Source organism: Pseudomonas sp. 13B_3.2_Bac1 (assembly GCF_025466205.1).
Lineage (GTDB): Bacteria > Pseudomonadota > Gammaproteobacteria > Pseudomonadales > Pseudomonadaceae > Aquipseudomonas > Aquipseudomonas fluorescens_H.
Map to the genome: position 1 here is coordinate 37,050 of NZ_JANLOG010000156.1, position 19,151 is coordinate 56,200.

A 19,151-nucleotide genomic window follows, 5' to 3' on the forward strand; every position below is an offset into this window, starting at 1 on the left:
TGAGTCCTCAGAAATCCAGCGCGAATTCGTACAGTTGACTGCTCATCCCTATTTCAATGCCCGCGTACACCCTGGTGCCCGTCTGGAACTGAATGTCGATGGTGGTTCTGCCATCCTCGCCCGTGATCGTCGACTCGAGTTGCGAGTTGTCCAGACGCCAGAACACTGTTTTGCGTGCCAATGGCACTTGGCGTCCATCGGTAATGAGCACCTGGAAAACGCCCGCGCTTAATTTTTTCATGTCGCTGATGCGCGCCGAGTCCGGCCCGACCACCTCGATATCGATTGATCTCGAGTAGGGGTAATCGACAATGGAACTTGTCAGCGGGAAGACGCCTGGCTCATTCGCCAGGAAGTTGCTGGCGGTGGATCCGCCATCAGGCCCTGTGACGGAAGACTTCCGGCCACCGGCAAAATCCCAGACGACGCCGAGCCCGCCCCAACCGCGCCCATCGTCAGATCTGACCACCGTGACCTGCGCTGAAAACTGTTGCCGGGGATAGACCACTGTGCGATCAGCCGAAAACCTTTGGATGATCGGGCCGTTTTCAACAGCCAGCGCCAGCAGCGCGTAGTCCCACCCGCCCTCGCCGCCCCGCACTGTCGCGGCCAAGGCCCGGATGCCGGAGGTATCAAGATTGAACCGTACGATCGCCCGGCCTGCGGCATCGGTGACTGTCGAAGGAAGGGCAACCTCCGCAAACGTCCACATGACCTCAACGCCGCTGAGCGGCTGCCCTCCAATCGCCGAGACAATCGTCGCTTGGGCGAGCACTTGCGCACCGGGATAAACCGCAGATTCCAGCATGATGAGCTCACTGATTTTCCGCGGTTCCTCGAGCGTATACGCCAAGGCAATCGACTCTGAATGCAACGCATCCCCCACCGTTGCCGTCAGCATGGAGGCACCTGGAATCTGCGGTTTGAACTGCACCCTCGCCATGCCGTAAAAGTCAGTCAGACTGGTCAACGTTCCCAGCTCTGTATTGCGCCACGTCACCACGACGCCGGCGATGCCTTGACCGGTGATGGATGAGACGACCCGGACCTCTTCGACGAGTGTCTGCCCCCACTCCAGCACTTGCTGAACGGTGCTGCCGGCGAGCAGTTTGAGCACTTGCTCGCCGGTGCCCAGCGACATCGCATTGGCCGGTGACAGGCTGGCCAGACGCGCGGCGCTCAGGCGCAGGGCGAACCCTCCATCCATGAGGTCGGCGCATCGCAGCGTGTAGCGAAAACCAAGTGCCGATGGCTGACGGGGGACACCCAGTGCGGGCTCGAATGTCAGCCCCAGTTGCGCAGGCCCGGTGCCGGTCAGCCCCAGCGTCAGCTCCTGCTGCAACAGCGGACTGTCCTCCTTGATCAACAACTCGAGCACGTGATTGCCCGAACGCCGCGGGAAGTAGGTGCGCGCGCCCCAGGTCTGCTCGAGATGGCCATCGAAGCGCACGCTGACACCTTGCCAGGGATCACTTGCCAGCGCCGTGACCCTGAGTTCGCGCTGCTCCTGGTAATTATCGAAACGGCTGAGCAGCTGTGCCACGACCTGGTGCTGACCTGCGGAGGTGGGTGCCAGGGCAAAACCCGACCAGCCGAACGCATCGGTATCGACGACCTGATCTGCATTGGCGGCGTGCCAGCGCACCGCGACGCCTGTCACTGGCTCGCCGGTAAACGCTGACACCACTTGCACCCATTGCCAGGCGGCATCCTGATTGATCACCGGATCGACCGGGGTTTCGCGCCAGCCTTCAATCCTCACTTTATTGTGATCCAGCTGCATTGCATTCACTGGCGTTGCCCGGGCCAATCCAGGCAGGCGCAGCAGCAGTGAAAATTGCCCCGCAGCGGCACTGGCGGCGAAATCCAGCGTCCACCCGGTGCCGCCATCGGCGAGGGTCTGCGCCAGCTCAAGCGCCGGCTCGACAACGGCGTTCAGGTCTGCGGGTGGCGTGCCCTGCCACTCCAGAAAGGCCTCAAGTCCCACCAACGGACTCAACGGATTGGGCAGGAACCTGAGAGTGTGCCGCGCGCCAAGACACGGATAGAACATCGACTCGCCCGGCGTGCCGGGTACCTGATCGAGCATCACCGACAGTTCTTGTGCCAGATCAGTGGCAATCAGGCGTCCGAACAATTCCCGTGGTACCGAAATGTAATTCACCGACAACTGCAACGCGAACAGGCTGCTGAGACTGCTGCCCTGCTGTGAACTGAACGTCCACTCAAGGCCTTCGCCAAGTATTCTGGGAACGCCGAGGTCGCTGACCGACAGCCCGATGTGCGGATCCTCGCCCCGCCAGTCCAGGGTGATGGAATAATTGATGAGCGGACTGCCGGGGTTCGGCACAAGTTTCAAGGTATGCGCTGTGCCCTTCCAGCACAGCAGCCCCAACTCGACCAGATCCACCTCGACGTCGTCGAACAGAATCCGCACCTCGCGCTTCCACGGATTGCTCGCCAGTGCCCTCACTGCGAACGCTCGCTGCGTCACGACAGCCTCGGCATGCGCACGCACACGGGCGGTCACCACGTGCTCACCGGCACGGCTCGGCTGATAGAGCACGCTGGCCCAGCCGCCACTGCCACTCACCGTCGAGATCGTGCCCTCGGGCGTGTCCCAGTCCACCAGCGCATGGTTGACCGGATCACCATCGCCGCTGGTGAGCACATGCACCACCTGCACCCGCAGCAGGACGCTTTCGTCCTCATCCACCACCGGAAATTTATTCGCCTCCTGCACGGCGCCGATGCGCACCACATTGCGCGCCAGCGACATCGGCTTCCAGTCCGAGGGCAACAGCAGTTTCGAACAGCGCAGTTGCAACTCGAAGCGACCATCGAGCTGATCGTCGCAGGTCAGGACCCAGTTCAAGTCCGTTGCGCCGACCGCCACCGGTTGCTCCAGCTGCGGCTGCACCTGCACGCCCAACTGTCCGGCAGAAGTGCCTTGCCAATGCAGCGCCAGCGTCGTCGCGCGCAACACCGGCGGCACCCGCACCCTCAATGGATACGTCGAACCCCGGTTGGGATAACCGGTCTTCTGCGCCCAGGGCAAGGCATTGTCCTCGACCACTGCCAGCAGGTCTGCCCATGGATCGGTCGCCAGGACCTGGACCTCCAGGTTCGTGGTTTCAACCCCGGCGGCATAGTAGGGACTGGCCACCGACGCCACGATGGCGAACGTGCCTGCGGCTTTGGGCCGATAATCGAGGTACGCCCAGCCCTCGGCATCGGTGGATGCCGTCCCGACAATCCCCTGCCCTTCGCTCGTCCAGGTCACGGTGCGCCCGGCCAGATACTGGCCGGTGTAGAACGAGGCCACACGAACCCCGAGGCGCACCGATTGCGCGAGTTCCAGCACCGGGTAATACGCGGCCTCCAGCACATCGCTGAACACCAGGCGGTGATGCCCCAGCGAAACCTCGATCGGGTACGGTTCGGCGCTGTACTGGTTGACCAGACTGGCCGTGAACACAAAGGGCTCCTGACCTTCGAGCAGCGGGCAATACAGCGTCCAAAACGAATCGAGTGGCTGCGCGACGCCCCAGTCCGGTGTTGCGCGCACGGCGCCTTGCGGATTGTCGTCGCTGATCAGGGCGACCGGGGTGTACTGCCACGGACTGTCGGGCGCGGGCACGCATTCGAGCTGATGCTGGAAGCTGCCGTCGGCGCCCAGGCACAGATACAGCGGCGCGTTCGCTGACAGGTGCTCACGATCCAGCACAAATCTGTGCGGCACCAACGGTGCCAGGTGTATCCCCAGATGAATGCGGGTGATGCAGACCTTGCGGTAATACTCCTCAGGGTTTTCGTTCACCGGCGAGATCACGGTGACGCGAATCTTCTGCTGGCGCGGCAGCGGCAGATCGAGCGGAATGTTGTAACTGACTGGCACGAAGTCCAGAGGCTGTCCGCTGTCGATACGAGCCAGTCGCTCCGGGTTGCCCGGCGGCAGGGGAATTTCAGCCAGTGGCGCGCCCTCCAGCGTGGTGATGCTCAGCGTGCCCGGATTGGCGTGGCGCGTTTCACACAGGAAACTCAACACATAACGGGCGCCGACGCCTTGCTCGACAGGCAAGGTGACCTCCTGCGCAGCCGTGCCCCGATTGGCGGCGGCAAGGAACTTGATCATCGTGCCGTCGTAAAGCTCCCCCGCGATTACCACCTCCGCCGTGTTGCCGCCCTTTGTCCAGCTACTGAAACCTTCGTTGAAGTCACCGTTGAGTATCAGGCTTTGATTGGCCTCGATGTCCCGATCAACCATGTCCCGATCAACCATGATTGCCTGCTCCTTTGCCGTTACGTGGCTGACGCGAGGCCATGGTCCGGGTGACCAGATCCTTGACCGCCAGGGTGAAAGTCGGCTCGCCGGCTTTCGCCGTATAACGCACGCGCACGATGATGTCGGTGACCGAGTTGAGCATCGACGCCTGCGGCTGGTTTTTCGGCCACGGAAAGTTCAACTGCCAGCGCGACACCGCTCCGGTGTTCTCGAAGGGGTTGAGCAGACCTTCGTCCGGTCTGATCGCTGTCATGCCATTGTCGGCCAGGCCCACCGACAGGCCGATCTGCTGGCCGCTGCGCAGATTGAACTGCACATCGGCCGGAGCGACTTTGCCTGTGGGCTGATGCAGATACGCCACCGACGCTGCCGAAGCCTTGGTTGCGGTCATGCTGCCGATCTGCAACAAGGTGGCCTGGATATCCTCATACGGCCCGACCAGCACCGCCATATCGACTTCGAGCAGATTGAGCAGCCGGCAGTATTCCCCCGGATGGTCGCGGTCGAACAGCAACTGCGTCAGCTGGAACTCCAGCGTGCCCTTGTCGATCAAGTCGGCCAGCGCCTGAGCCCAGTCAGCAAACCCGGCCTGCGGATCGCTGGCATCATCGAACAGGCGACGCAGCGACACCGTCTTGACCCGTTCCAGACGCCGCTCATGGCTTTGCAGGTACTGGCGATCCATGCGCAACAGGTACTCGCGCAGATGCTCGCCGGCCGTCAGCCCATGGCGATTATCCTGCCAGACCCGCGGCAACGGATCGCCGACCTCATATTCACCGGTTTCGGCGCTCAGCGCCGCGCGAGCACTCAGGCACAGGCTGACCACCGCATCGTAGGCCTGATAGTGCAACGCCTTGAGCTGGCCCAGCAGCCAGCCGAACAGCTCGGCGTTGCTGGCGCGTTTTTTCAGGAAGTTGTACAGAGACTGGGCTTGGCTGTTGCGGCGCAGGGTCTGTTCGAGACTGGCCCTGGCGGCGCCCAGCGCGAACGTCTGCGCGTTGAGCTGTTCATCGATGGCTCGCACTTCCGCTCGTGCCTGATCGCGCTGCAGTTCCCATTCCCGGCGTCGCAGGCGATAGCTCTCGATCAGTGCCTGTTTTTCGGCGTCTATCTGCATGGCCGTGGCGTTGATCTGCAGGCCGAAGACCAGCGCATTGGCGATCGCGTCGAAGCGCATGCCGCCGGAGGCGACGCCGAATATGCACGGCCCGACGGCCAGCGCCGCACCACCACTATTGATCGCCATCGTGCCGAAATTCAGCCATTTGGCCGATTGCAGTTTTTCCATGACCTCATATTCGGTGTCGGTAATGTGCTCATCGAACCAGGCCTGGAACCGGTCGGCGCGCTCCTGCGCCATGCTGCGACTCTGGCTCAGCGCCGTCACCTGGGCCTGCTGCTGCTCGAGCGACTGCTCCTGAACCGTGCGGGCGTACGCCTCCAGTTCGCCCAGATATTCCTGCTGAATCTCTTCCAGTTCGGCGCGGTCGCGTTGTTCGATCAGGCGCAAGACCTGATTGCCGTATTCCTGCAAGGTCTGCACCGCGCGCAACGCCGCTTCATAGGTGACGCGCCAGCGAAACGCGCCGACCACCAGACGGCCGCCCATCGGGCGTGGGGCACCGCCGCCGCTGGCCAGGTCACGGAGTAATTGATCGGGATCGGTCGGCGGACTGAACAGCGGCACATCCAGCGGTTTGCCGTCCAGGGTCAGGTTGTTACGCAAGTTGTTCAGGCGCTGGACTGGCAAGTCGAACAGCTCCAGCAACTGCTCGTTGATCGGACACTTGAACGGTTCGTTCGCCAGCAGCCCCATCAGCGGCGGGGCATCGGCGGCCGGTGGCACATCGGCCAGAGAAAACACCAGCTCCTGCTCGAACTTTTCCAGTGCCGGACGCGTTGCGCTCTTTGCCAGCAACGCTTCCACGCTTTGCGTCTCCCAACGGGTGACGACCGTTGCAGACGGTGCCTTGCCCATGAGGAATTCGGCCTGCACGTAACACAGCTTGGCTGCCACCAGCGCATCACGGGTGAGTTGCCGGTAATACCAGTCACCCCAGGCGACGAGGTTTTTCACGTACTCGCTGAACACCAGAATCTGATAGTGCCGCGGGCTGGCGTAGGCGATGGCATCCGGATCGGTCAACCTCACGGCCTCGCAGCCGGCATTCCCCGCCGCGACCAACGGGCGGCAGCGCCAGTAGTCGGGTCTCTGCGGCTCGCTCGTGTTGGCCCTTGCCTGGGGATCGAACAGGTGATGCAGCCAGTTCTGTGCTTCGAGAAAACGATCCTCGGCCCGCAAGCGCGTCGCCACCAGATGCGGCAGATGGAAGAACAGCTCCCAGAAGAACAGACCGTTGGCGCCGTCGAATGCCCCGTTGGGCTCGCGGATCGTACCGTCGGCCGGTGGCGGCTCCACGAGAAACTGGCTGTCCCACTCGAGCACGGCATCCACGGATATCTGGCTGCGCTCGACCAGTGCCGGGCCGAACAGCGAATTCAGACGCGTGAGTTGCAGCATGCCTTCTTGTCTGAAGGCGATGAACTGCGCCGCATCCAGCGAATTTTTTACCAGTGTCGGCGCGGTGAAACGGCGCAGGTTGGTGAAGTCCACGGTGAATCTCTTGGTGCCTTCGTCAGCGTTACTCAGGGTGAAAGCGAATGACGAGACAAAGCCTCCGGTCGAACGCTTTAGCGTCATCCAGTCAGTGGCCCAGCCGCCAGAGGTGGACTTTTTGACTGTAATCTCTTCGGGATCCCCACTCGCGCCATTGTGGAACGTCAGCTTGAACTCTACGTCGCTGCCAGCGGCTCGCGTCTTCTCTCCGCACAGGCCCCTGACCCACAGAAAATCCTTGTTGTCCACCTCGTTGAACACCACCTGCAAGGCGTAGTAAGCCGTCAGTGATTTGTCGTCCTGACTCTGTACCGTCACCGTCGGCTGACTCTTCGAGGTCTGCGGATGCTGCACGATCAACTGATCGGTGAAACGGAATTCCGCCAGGTAATCGAGCCAGCTGCCGTCGTCCTCGGGCAGCGGGCGAAACAGCACATCGCGTGTCGCATGGACCTTGAGCGCCCCGGTGCCGTTGGTCAACAACACCCCCAGACGCCCCTTGGGGTGCTGCGCATCCGCCAGCGTGGTCGCAATCAGTCGTGTGTCCTCGCCGAGGTCATTGGCCGCCGTGGTGCTCTTCAGACTCAGAGGCGCCGACCATTCGCCGCTCTGATTCATGAACGCCAGATTGATATCCAGCTTGTACGGCACGTCCTGCGCTTCTTCCCGCTCACGCCACTGCGCCCACACCACGCACAACCGCCCGCCCCAGAACACCGGCCGCAGATCCAGCACCTTGCCGGCCACCGGAATATCCACTGGTTGCCATTCACCCCAGGCGGCCGGATTGATCGCAGTGCCGTCGGCCGTCAGTTCGATGTCGGCCTTGCGCCAGAAATACTGGAACGGCTGCACCCGCTGACGGCCAATAAAATAGTAGGTCGCGCGCGTGGCCGAGTCGGTGTCCAGACACGCACTGATCACGTCGAGGTTGCAGGTCTGCTCGAACGTCTTGAGATAATTCTGCAGGGCACGTTGCACCGAGTCGCCGTTGAGGCGCGTCTGGTTCAGGTCATTCTCGAGGGTTTTGAACAGCCCGCTCTTGCGTTGCCGGACAAACGGATTGATGTAGTTTTCCGGGTACACCGCAATCATCGACAACGCCGCCCAGTCGGGGAAATTGCTGTACAGCTCCCAGAGTTTCAGATGCTCCTTTTCGAAGTCGACCTCGGCGTAGCCTGGCTCGAGCTTGCGGTAGGCGGCATGGATGAATTGCTGGGCGCAACTGGTCGCCTCGGCCACCCATGAGCTTTGCACCGGATAGTTGTCGAGTGGGTCCAGGCGCAACAACTCGAACAGGTCTTGCGGCGTTTTCACGAAGGCGTATTTGCTCTTGGCGACGTGACCGATGCAGTAATCCACCAACGCGGTACGACGTTTTTCCAGCAGTTCAGCCAGGTTGCGCTGAGTCATGGTCGGTTTCTCCTGAGGACGGGCATCCACGCGCCCTCAACGAACGGCTTCATCGGGTGGTTGGCGCGAGGAACGTGATGGCGTCGAACTCGACCATCCTGTTGCTGGCATCGCTCAGGGCTGTAATCGTGAATTCTCCGCCGGTCGGGCTGGAGACAAAGACCCGCGTAACGCCCTGCGCATCGGTCTGACTCTGCACTGGCCGGAACACCAGAACCGCTGAAGGATCCTTGCTCTCGCCGTTCCAGCGCACCGGGCGATGGCGGCCGGGGTTTTGGTAGTTGTCGCGCAGGCTCGCATACAGCTCGACCTCCAGCCCTGCCGGCACCGGGTCCACGGGCACCTGAGCCATCATCGAAGGCGGGAAATCCAGGGTCGCGCTATCGTCGAGAACCTGCAGCGGCGGCGCCTGTTGGGCGTCGATCAGATCCAGCCAGAACAACGGCACCTCTCGCCCCATGACCTTGCCCGGCACGTAATCGACCTTCAGCACGCCGTCGGCATTGGTAGCGGAAGTCGCAACCGTGCCCAAAGTGGTCTGCCAATACACGTAGACCCCGCTCAACGCCTTGTCGGCAGCGTCCTTGAGCGTCACGGTCAGGACGATTTTGTCTGCCGGCTTGTTGGCCACCACCTCGGTCTTGTCGACGGTGCAGGTCATGCTGACGAGGGGTTCAGGCACTTCGTCAGCGAAAGACACCAGCGGGGTGCGCGTCTCCGAAATGCTCAGCAAGGCGCGCTCGGCGGCAATTGCATAAGCACTCTTGTCGACCGTTTCCGGCAGGGTTCCCAGCAGGAAAATCGTCAGGGCGTCCATGCCGCTGTGTTCGGCCAGGACGCGAATACGCATCAGCAAGTCGAGTTGGCTGAGGGTCTTCAGGATCGCGTCGTCCGCCCCCACGCGGCTGACGCACTCACGCACTTCCTGCACGCTCCAGTCAAAGAACGCCGCGAGGCGCTGCACGGCCGCTTGCTGGGCCAGTCGCAGCGCATCTACGCTGATGGAGCCGGGCAAGGCATGGACCTGGCGCAGATAGTCGAGGAGTTTGTCCGCCGGCTGCTGACTCATCTCGAACGCCCGGGTCAGCACGCTCAGGTAATACAGAGTGCGCATCGACAGCAGGTGGCGGTCGTCCTGATCGATCCAGGCCTTGTGCCCGTATTGCAAAAAGTCTTCGAGCAGGCGCGCGCTCAGGTCCAGCTTGCTCACCACCGCACTGCGCCGTCGCAGATCGGCCAACAGACTCAGCAACGGATCCGGCTGCTCCGAGGCACGTGCCTCCAGTGCTTCGCGCTCGGCGCGTTCGAGCACCTGCGACAACAACTGATACACCGAGGACTGCGCCCAGCTCAGCACCCGCAGTGCCCGCTCGGCATCAAGTCCGGTGTACACCGTCAGACATTCCCGGGCGACCGAGACTTGTGCTTCCCGCGCCTGCACCAACACGTTCAGCATGCGCTCGACAATACTCGCAAGCGTGTCGGCGTCGACTTCACCGAGCCCGTCCTTGATGGCCTGATCGAGTTTTTCCCGGGCAAAATTCAGGTAGTCCGCTTCGGGCAACGACGAATTGACGATCAGTCCGGAAGCGTCGACCAGGTCACCGAGAAAATGCAGCCAGTCCAGGCCTGGCTGCAAGGGCACCCCCGCCGCCTGCAACCCGGCATTGCTGAACAGTGCCGAAGGCAGCAGATTGCGCAGCTGCTCGAACAGGCTCCGCTCCGCCTCGGAGGCGACCGCCAATGCCTGAAGCGGCGATACCTGTTGCAATACCCATTGCACCGGCAGGTCGCGCTCCCTGCACCAGGACACGCAAGAGTGCAGCGCATAAATCAGGTTGAGCACGTCCGGGACACTGTCGTTGTCACTGCGCTCGATGATGCGCGGTTTGCCTGCCAGCCCATTGAGCCAGTTCTCGCCGCCCAGCAGGGTCAGCATCAGCCCCCCTTCGACCGGCGTAATACCGAGCAGCCGTGGCAATTTCACCAGGCGATAGAAACTCGAAATCACCTCCGGGGTACGTGTGAGCTGGTCACCCAGCCCATGTGCCCGGGCAATGACCACCGCCAGATAAGCGTAGGTCTGCAGGTCGATGTTCAAGCCACTGCACAACTGGCTGACGGTCAGGTCGGTCACGCCTTGCCCAGGCAGCACGGTAAACAATCCGTTGTCCAGCAACAACGGCTGACGGTAGCTGCCCTGACTGTTGAAAGTACGGTCGAACAGCGAAAGCTCCGGGCCACGGCCATAGAGCGACAGATCATCGATAAACGCCGCAAAGTCCTCGGCCGGGCAGTCATAACGCTCGCGCAGTGACTGGAACAGGCCCACGGCATGCACCGTGTGGGTGGAAATCCACCAGGGGACTTGTGGCGGCTTACCGCGCTTTTCTGCGTTGATCGCCGCCACCAGCAGGGCATCGACCTGTTCGGGCGGCAAGCCCAGCCATTGATCCAGACGCAGTTTGCGGTTCATGCGTTCGTAGCGATTGATGCGGACCGGGTCCTCGGTCAGACGATGCGCAAACGTTGCGTCGTTGTAGTTGATGCTCAGCGCTGGAGATTCGGCAGCATTGAGATACACCGAACCGCTCAGCTGGCTCTCGTCACCCGCCAGTGGCGCGCTTGCGGCGTAGGTGACATGGGCCGAGCGTGTCGGGGCGAACTCGCGAATCGACAGCAAGGCCTCGAGGTCTTGCGCGCTCAGGCGGGTGCGTTCACCGAAAAACGGTACTTGATTGAGGTTCTGCCAATCCAAATTCCCCGCGCCAAAATTGTGCAGGTAATACGCCTCTCTCTCCTTCTCCACGTCCAGGGTGGGGGCTTGCGTCAGTAACTCACGCTGGTACGGTCCCAGCCGCGAGGCATGGCTCAGGGCCCGCCCGGCATCGTTGTCCCAGGCCTCGGGCTGTAGAAAATACGGATAGGCCAGATCCACCATGTGCGCAAAGTTGCCCACCGACATCCCCTGCTGACGGGCGGCGAAATCCAGCGTGACCCAATGCTGGTAATAAGGCAGGCCGTTGGGGTAGCGGGCGGTGATCAGTGCGTCTTCGAGATCCGTGTCCTTGTCCTTGTTTGCCTCGATGAACGTTTCCAGCACCGGCACGATGATGTCCAGCGCCGAGATCGACTGATGCACCGCACTGAAGTCGACCTGCAGACGCTTCAGGTCCTGGCGACGATCATGCAAATCCAGCTTGCCCTCTTTAGCCTCGGCAAAGATCCAGTCCCGGATCCAGCGCAGCAACTCGATCAGATAGGCCACCGGCGATGCGATCGATTCCAGTGCCTGCGGCGGGCACAAATCGCCGAATCCGGGGCTGAACAGTTGCTCGAAACTCGGCCCGTTCACCATCGACAACAGCCCACTGTCAGGACGCGTGAGCTGGGTGGCCGAACCGCGCAACGTGTGTTCAATGAACTGGCGCCGCACGAACACCGCCAGGGCGTTGGCTCTGCGCAGAAACGCCTGGGCGTCCTCGGGCTGCAGCTGATAGTCCCGGACCAGCCCGCGCACGCCGCGCTCCACCAGCGGAAAAATCGAACCGCCGCTCTCAAGGTAAGTGGAAAGATCGGCGTAGGTCTTGCGCTGTTCGGCATCGAACACCTGCGACAGCAATTGTTCGACAGGGCGAATCACAGGCTCATTCATGGCCGGCTCCCGGTGGGGTTGCGATCTTGTCAAAACGTCCGCTCTCGACCCAGTCGGACAGGGTCGAGCCATCCGCGCCGTCGGTGACGGTCTGCTGGAAGCGGCACCAGTGGCCACCGGCGCGCAGGCCTTGTCCACCCTGGCTGCGCCAGCCTTGCGCGGTGACGGCGATGTTGGCGCTGAGAATCTGTCCGGGGTCGTACCAACTCACCACCTGCCCCACTCCCGCGCGGCCGGTGCCGGCCAATTCGAACTGTCCTGCAACCCAGGCGCCTGCCGCCGGCTCATCAATCCCGGGCAGATAAGTGCCAAGCAATACCGGGTGCGCAACGGAAGCGTCCGACTCGTAGCCGTCGCGCGAAGAGACCGCTTGCAGGTTGTACCGTCCAGCCGCCTGACTCAGCACAAGCGTCAGCGTCCAGGTGCGATCCTCAAGCACTGGGGCGCTGCCCAGTACCGAGCCTTTGCTGTTCGTCAGTGACGCCGTCACTGTGTCCTCCGGATCGCCGAACCCGGACACCACCACGCTGCGACCGACAAACGTGTCCCGACCCGGGCTTTCGATAAACGGTGCGGCCGGCACCACGCGGTAGGTGAGCGAAGGGCTGTCCTTCGACTCCCTGTTATCAAGGAATTGCCTGGCCTTGAGGGTGTAGGTGCCGACCGGCAGCACCACCTCGGCCTGCCATTGGCCCTCGGCACTGACCGGTATTTTATCGAGCAGCGGTTCCGGCACCCCTTCACGCCAGACCGACACCTGGCCATAGGGATCGCCGGTTCCCGAGAGCATGGCGGTGCGCGGCAGGGCCTGACCCGGTGCCGGCACCTCGATGACGGGCGGCAGCAGCACCACGTCGAAAGTGCGCACATCGCTGCGCGCTGAAGGCCGGTCGCCGATGGTTTGCGTGGCATCGATCTGGTAGGTGCGAAATTCCAGCCCGCTCAGTTCAACGAACCATGCACCCTGACTGGTCAGTTGTTTCGGCGCGCCCAATGCCCAACCGAACTGGGCATCACGCAATTGCAAGGTGGCGCCATTGAACCCCTGTTCGCCACGCACGAGCAGGGTGCGACCGGCCTCGGTGTTTTCCGCAGGTTCGGTGATGAGCAGTTTTTCCGGACTGACCCGGAAGGTTTGCGAGGCCGCCGGCGAAGCATTGCCGGCGACGGTCTGGATCACCGTGACGGTATGCTCCTTGTCCGGCGCAAACCCGGCCGGGCGTTTGAAGGTCCAGTTGCCACTGGCACCATCGGGGTCATGCACGGTGGTGTCATCGCTGTAGGTCAGCCTCAGTACTGCGCCGGGCCAGCATCTGCCGGAGATTTTCGGCGACAGCCCGTCGTCCTCGATGACGCTGATCTGCGGCGCCAGTAACGGCACGCTGATGGTCATCTCCACCGGGTCGGATTCCAGGCTGCCGTTCTTCTGAACCACGAGCACGACCTTGGTCGTGTTCGGCTCCCAGGGGCTTGCAGGCCGCGTCGTCCAGTTCTGCGATGTTACCGTTGCCGGCGGCGCCACTTGCGCACCGGTCACCTTGTCCGTCACCACCACCGTCGCCCCGTTGATGCCCTTGCCGGTGAGGATCGGGATGTAGTCGACAACGCTGAAGCGCAGGTCGAACGGTGCCGGGTAACGATCGATCTTGACCGGGTATTCCACCGGCTCCGACTCGGCGTTACCCAGTGTCTGCACAAACAGCACCGTGCGCGTCGAACCTGGTGTCCAGGGCGCATTGGCCGTGGTCGACCAGCCCTGAGCGGTGACCAACGCTGCCGGAGCCAGCGCCGTGCCGTCAGCTTTATCCTTCACCAGGACCGATGCCCCCGCTATGCCCTTTCCGTAGAAGGTCGGTCTGTATTCGTTCACGGTATGGGTAATGTCAGTGGGCGGCAGCAGCTTCGAGGAAGCGGTGAACCGATACGCCTGCGACAGGATATAGCCTCCAACGTTGTCCCAGACTTTTTGTACAGCCGTCAGCTCGTAGGTACCGATGGGCCAGTTCTGTGAAGTGGTTTTCCAGGTGCCTGCGGTCACGACCACGTCAGGTGGCGCTGTTGCACCTTGCGGGCCGCTCACGATCGTGATCTCGACCGTGGCGCCGGTGAAACCGGTACCTGAGAACTCGACGGTGGTGAGGGATGGGTAGGTGACGCTGACAGCCGTCAGTGCTGGAGGGCGGACTTTGAATGAATGGGGCAAACTGAACTCGGAGGCAACGCCGGACACTGTTTGCCGCGCGACAATGGTGAACGCTCCGGGCGGCATGTCCTGGATGAACGTTGTGACGTTCCAGACCCCATTGGCACCTGCCGTGCCCTGGCCAATCCTGAATGAATGCTCGGCATCCTTGACGACTTCGACCATCGCGCCTGAAACAGCCCTGCCCCCTGCTATCGGGCCTCTCGGATCGGTCACCGCACCTTCGGCCGGCGTCGTGATTGTCGGCCGCAGCAGCAACGTGAAGGATTGCACGGCGGTCCAGTCATTCATGTCACGGTGGCCAGCGGTCATTTCGACGCGTCCGCCGACAGGATAGTTGGCCTCGTTGAATCGGCCTTCCCATGAACCATCAGGTTGGACGACTGCCGTGGCGTGTAAAACGGCGCCCCCGGGTGTCATCACATCGATGACTTTGCCCCGAGTACCGCGCCCTTTGATCAGTAAGCCGTTGGCCAGGTTGAGCACTGCACCGTTTGCCGGGGACTCGATGCGGGGTGCCACGTACGGTGGGGCCACCCGGATGGTGACGGTGTTGGAGTTACCCGAATACTCTCCGCGAATGACCTGCTCGGCGTGGAAAGACAGGATATTGTCCGGCAGGCTGGTGGTGCCCCCCCAGGTTCCATCCTGCTCCACGTTCAGCTCGCGGAATATGGTTTCAGTATTGTCGTACAGGTACTTCAGATGAATTCTGCCGCCAAAGAAGCCGTTTTTTCCGGCCACAGAGAACGGCATCGTCACTTCTGCGTTATTGGCGGGTACCTCGATGATCGGTTTCTGCGCCGGGTAAATATCCAGCCCCCAACCTTCAGTCGGGCCCACGTCATTATCCCGCCCGTCATAGTCGACCCGGATTGCCAGGGTAACGCCAAAATCAGGAGGCCCGAGCGGGGAGTCGATATACACAACATAGTTATGCCATTCCTCGTCTTGTCGCATTTCGTCAGGGGAATTCTTGCGCACCCATGTGCCGGCCTGCAGGCCAAGATCTATGTTTGCCCTGTATACGGGGCCATATCGCGTGGTCATCCTGTAACGCAAGGTCCTCACATAGATCCGGTTGTTCTCGAACTGGTACTGGCAAACCATCTGAGTTTGCAGTGTCGGCACCCGCGGGTGGGTCTGGTAAAGCGTTGTTTCGACCGCTTGCGCCCAGAACACTTCGGAAAACTGCTCACCGTCGCCCTGCTCCCGGAGCGATCCGCCTTCCATTTCCGTGACCTGAGCAGCACTGATCTGAACTTTTTCGGCATCCAGCCAGGTACTGCCTTTTTCGTCGTCAAGCGTGTCGTTCATGTCAGCAGTGCTCCGGGCAATCAGTCGCTCACGTTGTGGGATCAACATACGTGCGCTGATTGCGTGTCACCACTGTCAGAACTGACAGTTGAAAAGATCAAATACGTCTAAAAAAACGTTGGTTGCTCACCAAAACAGCTAACGTTTGCCACGCCCTACTTCGACACGCGCAGCAAACTACAACGCCTTGCGCCTTTGCCTACAGATCCGCCAGAATCCGCCGGCTTGTGCGCTTTGCTGATGCCCCGTAACGTAGTCCGTGCCGCTGCCAATCAGTGGTCGGGTTTAGTCGTCCGGGGATTCAGTACGTTGCGTATAAGCGTCATCAAGTCGGGTATTCCCTATCCCCGCACTCGATGGTGGCTGTTCGCAGGGCGCCCTCGGGCGCGCCGGTTTACGTACTCCCGGTCGACTAACCTGCTTACAGCCGCCACCCTCTCGTTTAGTCGCGAGCATGGTCATGGCCTTAACGACGAGTACGAAATCATGTTCAAACCAACTCCAAATCCACCCGAAACAAATCCTGCCGATACCTCGCCCTACGAATCCCCCGATTCAAAAAAGCTCCACGAAGCCGCCGAGCGTGCCCTCGATCACTACCTCAAACCTGAACCGCCCTCGCGCAATTCCGTGGATCGTGGCATGCAGATGTTCCAGGTCGCGCCCGACATCAATCCCGAAGCCATCGCCATCCAGACCTACGAAACCTTTTCGTCGGTGAGCATTCTGCTGCTGGATCTGGCGGACAGCCTGGAAGACAAACCACGGCATCTGGCAATGGCGATTTATCAGTTGAGCGAGATGGGGTTGTTGCTGGCGGAAAAGACGCTGGACAGTGAGCGGGCGATTGCTCTGGGTTAGCCCATAGACAGATGTTGTCTGTGCTGACGCCTTCGCGGGCAAGCCCGCTCCCACAGGGATTGGCGGTGTGTACACCTCCTGTGATCAACACCGGACACTGTGGGAGCGGGCTTGCCCGCGATGGCAATAGAGAGAGCGCCGCAGACGTCAGGCAGACGCCGGCAGAGGCTGAAAACTGAAGTACTGCTTCAATGCCCGCACCAGTTGCGCATATTCCGGGGGCGGGCGCTGCAGGCTGAACCCGGCGTCGTAATGCAGGGGAGTCGCGTCTTCGTGGCACCACAGGCAGCACGCATTGAGGTCGATCACCTGTTGGCAACCATCGCTGACGGGGATTTTCAGACGCAGATGGAATTCGGCACCGATCATCATCGGCAACTGGCTGATGAGCATCAGCCCGTCTTCAGACACGTTGCCCAGAAAGCCGATGGGTTTGTCGGTGACGCTGTTGAACACTCTGAGGAAGTACGGCAACTGATGCCGTTCGATTCGGCGGTCGGTAAACATGCGCAGTTCGCCATGCAAGGCTCCATCACAGAGCCGCACCTTTGCTTCGGAACGCGCCTGTATGGCAGCCGCGCTCTCCCCGCTTCCGGTGGGATGGTCGCCAATACGCCATCGCCTCAACAACGACCAGTCGCAGGTGTTGCCCCAGTTCGTAGTCAGGCTCCGAACCGGATCACTGGACTATAGCTCAGCTTGTACAACAGGCCAGATTTTGTATGACAACCACCATCAGAAACGCTGTGCCGGTACCACCGCTGCCGAACTGCGGGTCGGATAATGGCCCAGGCTCTGCAGGGTTTCCAGGCGCGCACGGGCGCGGAAGGCGTATTCGCTGGTAGGGTACGAGGCGATGATGAACTGGTAGGTCTGCGCCGCGTCGATGTACATTTTTTGCCGTTCCAGGCATTGGCCGCGCATCATCGACACTTCCGGCCACACATAAGGACGCGCCCGGCTGTCGCGTTCGACCTTGGACAGTTCGAGCATCACCTGCTCGCAATTGCCCCGGTCATAGGCGCTGTAGGCGTTGTTCAGATGGTGGTTCATCGCCCAACGGGTACATCCCGAGGCGGCAAGGGCGCTGAGGGCAAGGGCGGCAATGGGCAACAATCGCATGGGGGTTCTCCTGTCTTGAGTTCTGTATCGACCCCTAGTCGGAAATCTTCAGGCGCGTTTGTCCCAAAGTTGCCACGTTCAATAAAGAAAACGATAAGTAGTGCATTCGAACAATGACTACACCCTCGGAGCATAGTAGCCTTCGCTGGCGCTTGAACTCAGGAGTCTTTGCATGTCCGTCCGTCGTACCAAAATCGTCGCTACCCTTGGCCCGGCCAGTAACTCGCCGGAAGTTCTCGAACAGCTGATTCTGGCTGGTCTGGACGTCGCCCGTCTGAACTTCTCCCACGGCACCCCCGACGAGCACAAGGCTCGCGCGAAGCTGGTGCGTGACCTCGCCGCCAAGCACGGCCGCTTCGTCGCCCTGCTGGGTGACCTGCAAGGCCCGAAAATCCGTATCGCCAAATTCGCCAACAAGCGCATCGAGCTGAAGATCGGTGACAAGTTCACCTTCTCCACCAGCCATCCGCTGACCGAAGGCAACCAGCAAGTGGTCGGCATCGACTACCCGGATCTGGTGAAAGACTGCGGCGTGGGCGACGAGCTGCTGCTCGACGACGGTCGCGTGGTCATGCGCGTCGAAACCGCCACCGCTACCGAACTGCACTGCGTCGTGACCATCGGCGGCCCGCTGTCCGACCACAAAGGCATCAACCGTCGCGGTGGCGGCCTGACCGCACCGGCCCTGACTGAAAAAGACAAGGCCGACATCAAGCTCGCCGCCGAAATGGAAGTCGACTACCTCGCGGTGTCCTTCCCGCGTGACGCGGCCGACATGAACTACGCCCGTCAACTGCGCGACGAAGCCGGCGGCACTGCCTGGCTGGTGGCGAAGATCGAACGCGCCGAAGCCGTGGCCGATGACGAAACCCTCGACGGTCTGATCAAGGCTTCCGACGCTGTGATGGTTGCCCGTGGTGACCTCGGTGTGGAAATCGGCGACGCCGAGCTGGTGGGCATTCAGAAGAAGATCATTCTGCACGCACGCCGCCACAACAAAGCGGTGATCGTCGCGACCCAGATGATGGAGTCGATGATCCAGAACCCGATGCCGACCCGCGCCGAAGTGTCCGACGTGGCCAACGCCGTGCTCGACTACACCGACGCCGTGATGCTCTCGGCCGAATCCGCTGCCGGTCTGTACCCGCTGGAAGCCGTTCAGGCGATGGCGCGTATCTGCGTCGGCGCTGAAAAGCACCCGACCAGCAAGACTTCCAGCCACCGTATCGGCAAGGAATTCGAGCGCTGCGACGAAAGCATCGCCCTGGCGACCATGTACACCGCCAACCACTTCCCGGGCGTGAAAGCGATCATCGCGTTGACTGAAAGCGGCTACACCCCTCTGATCATGTCGCGTATCCGTTCTTCGGTGCCGATCTACGCGTTCACCCCGCACCGCGAAGCCCAGGCTCGCGCGGCGATGTTCCGTGGCGTGTACACCGTGCCATTCGACCCGGCCTCGCTGGCGCCGAACGAAGTCAGCCAGAAGGCAATCGACGAGCTGGTCAAGCGCGGCGTTGTGGAAAAAGGCGACTGGGTCATCCTGACCAAGGGCGACAGCTACCACACCACCGGCGGCACCAACGGCATGAAAATCCTGCACGTGGGCGACCCACAGGTCTGAGTGATTCGCTGAAAAACCAAAGCCCCGGCATGTGAGTGCCGGGGTTTTTTT

The 19,151-nt window shown here is 61.5% G+C and carries 8 protein-coding genes; 2 read left to right on the top strand and 6 right to left on the bottom strand.

Going from position 1 to position 19,151, the window contains the following annotated elements:
• Positions 1-7 precede the first annotated feature (7 nt).
• The 4 genes from NTD85_RS26695 to NTD85_RS26710 are packed head-to-tail and all read right to left on the bottom strand — an operon-like array spanning position 8 to position 15,493.
• A complete protein-coding gene (locus NTD85_RS26695) occupies positions 8-4,282 on the bottom strand; it encodes a hypothetical protein (RefSeq protein WP_262143660.1) in 4,275 nt (1,424 codons plus the stop codon).
• Positions 4,275-8,318 (bottom strand): neuraminidase-like domain-containing protein, encoded by a 4,044-nt coding sequence (locus tag NTD85_RS26700; protein ID WP_262143661.1) that lies wholly within the window; start codon positions 8,316-8,318, stop codon positions 4,275-4,277. Before NTD85_RS26700 ends, NTD85_RS26695 begins: the two co-directional genes overlap by 8 nt.
• 49 nt (positions 8,319-8,367) lie before the next feature.
• Positions 8,368-11,973, bottom strand: a complete 3,606-nt coding sequence (locus NTD85_RS26705; RefSeq protein WP_262143662.1) for a Tc toxin subunit A — start codon at positions 11,971-11,973, stop codon at positions 8,368-8,370.
• Positions 11,966-15,493 (bottom strand): hypothetical protein, encoded by a 3,528-nt coding sequence (locus NTD85_RS26710; RefSeq protein WP_262143663.1) that lies wholly within the window; start codon positions 15,491-15,493, stop codon positions 11,966-11,968. The genes NTD85_RS26705 and NTD85_RS26710 overlap by 8 nt, the downstream gene beginning before the upstream one ends.
• A gap of 486 nt (positions 15,494-15,979) precedes the next feature.
• On the opposite strand from NTD85_RS26710, the gene NTD85_RS26715 reads away from it, so the two are divergent.
• The gene (locus NTD85_RS26715) at positions 15,980-16,354 is read left to right on the top strand and encodes a DUF6124 family protein (protein ID WP_262143664.1); all 375 of its coding nucleotides are present in this window, start codon (positions 15,980-15,982) and stop codon (positions 16,352-16,354) included.
• A gap of 147 nt (positions 16,355-16,501) precedes the next feature.
• Here NTD85_RS26715 and NTD85_RS26720 read toward each other — a convergent pair whose 3' ends face one another.
• Both NTD85_RS26720 and NTD85_RS26725 read right to left on the bottom strand, forming a co-directional pair.
• Positions 16,502-16,861 (bottom strand): PilZ domain-containing protein, encoded by a 360-nt coding sequence (locus tag NTD85_RS26720; protein ID WP_262143665.1) that lies wholly within the window; start codon positions 16,859-16,861, stop codon positions 16,502-16,504.
• A 228-nt stretch (positions 16,862-17,089) separates the two neighbouring features.
• On the bottom strand, positions 17,090-17,476 hold the full coding sequence (locus NTD85_RS26725; RefSeq protein ID WP_262143666.1) for a tetratricopeptide repeat protein: 387 nt from the start codon (positions 17,474-17,476) through the stop codon (positions 17,090-17,092).
• 172 nt (positions 17,477-17,648) lie between these two features.
• On the opposite strand from NTD85_RS26725, the gene pyk reads away from it, so the two are divergent.
• Positions 17,649-19,100: a pyruvate kinase gene (gene pyk, locus NTD85_RS26730; RefSeq protein ID WP_003227610.1), complete on the top strand. Its 1,452-nt coding sequence runs from the start codon at positions 17,649-17,651 to the stop codon at positions 19,098-19,100.
• The last annotated feature ends 51 nt before the right edge of the window (positions 19,101-19,151 follow it).

Bases quoted from the DNA above. Each gene is read 5' to 3' on its own strand.
- NTD85_RS26695 (WP_262143660.1), bottom strand. From the start codon at position 4,282: ATGGTTGATCGGGACATGGTTGATCGGGACATCGAGGCCAATCAAAGC.
- NTD85_RS26700 (WP_262143661.1), bottom strand. From the start codon at position 8,318: ATGACTCAGCGCAACCTGGCTGAACTGCTGGAAAAACGTCGTACCGCG.
- NTD85_RS26705 (WP_262143662.1), bottom strand. From the start codon at position 11,973: ATGAATGAGCCTGTGATTCGCCCTGTCGAACAATTGCTGTCGCAGGTG.
- NTD85_RS26710 (WP_262143663.1), bottom strand. From the start codon at position 15,493: ATGAACGACACGCTTGACGACGAAAAAGGCAGTACCTGGCTGGATGCC.
- NTD85_RS26715 (WP_262143664.1), top strand. From the start codon at position 15,980: ATGTTCAAACCAACTCCAAATCCACCCGAAACAAATCCTGCCGATACC.
- NTD85_RS26720 (WP_262143665.1), bottom strand. From the start codon at position 16,861: ATGTTTACCGACCGCCGAATCGAACGGCATCAGTTGCCGTACTTCCTC.
- NTD85_RS26725 (WP_262143666.1), bottom strand. From the start codon at position 17,476: ATGCGATTGTTGCCCATTGCCGCCCTTGCCCTCAGCGCCCTTGCCGCC.
- pyk (WP_003227610.1), top strand. From the start codon at position 17,649: ATGTCCGTCCGTCGTACCAAAATCGTCGCTACCCTTGGCCCGGCCAGT.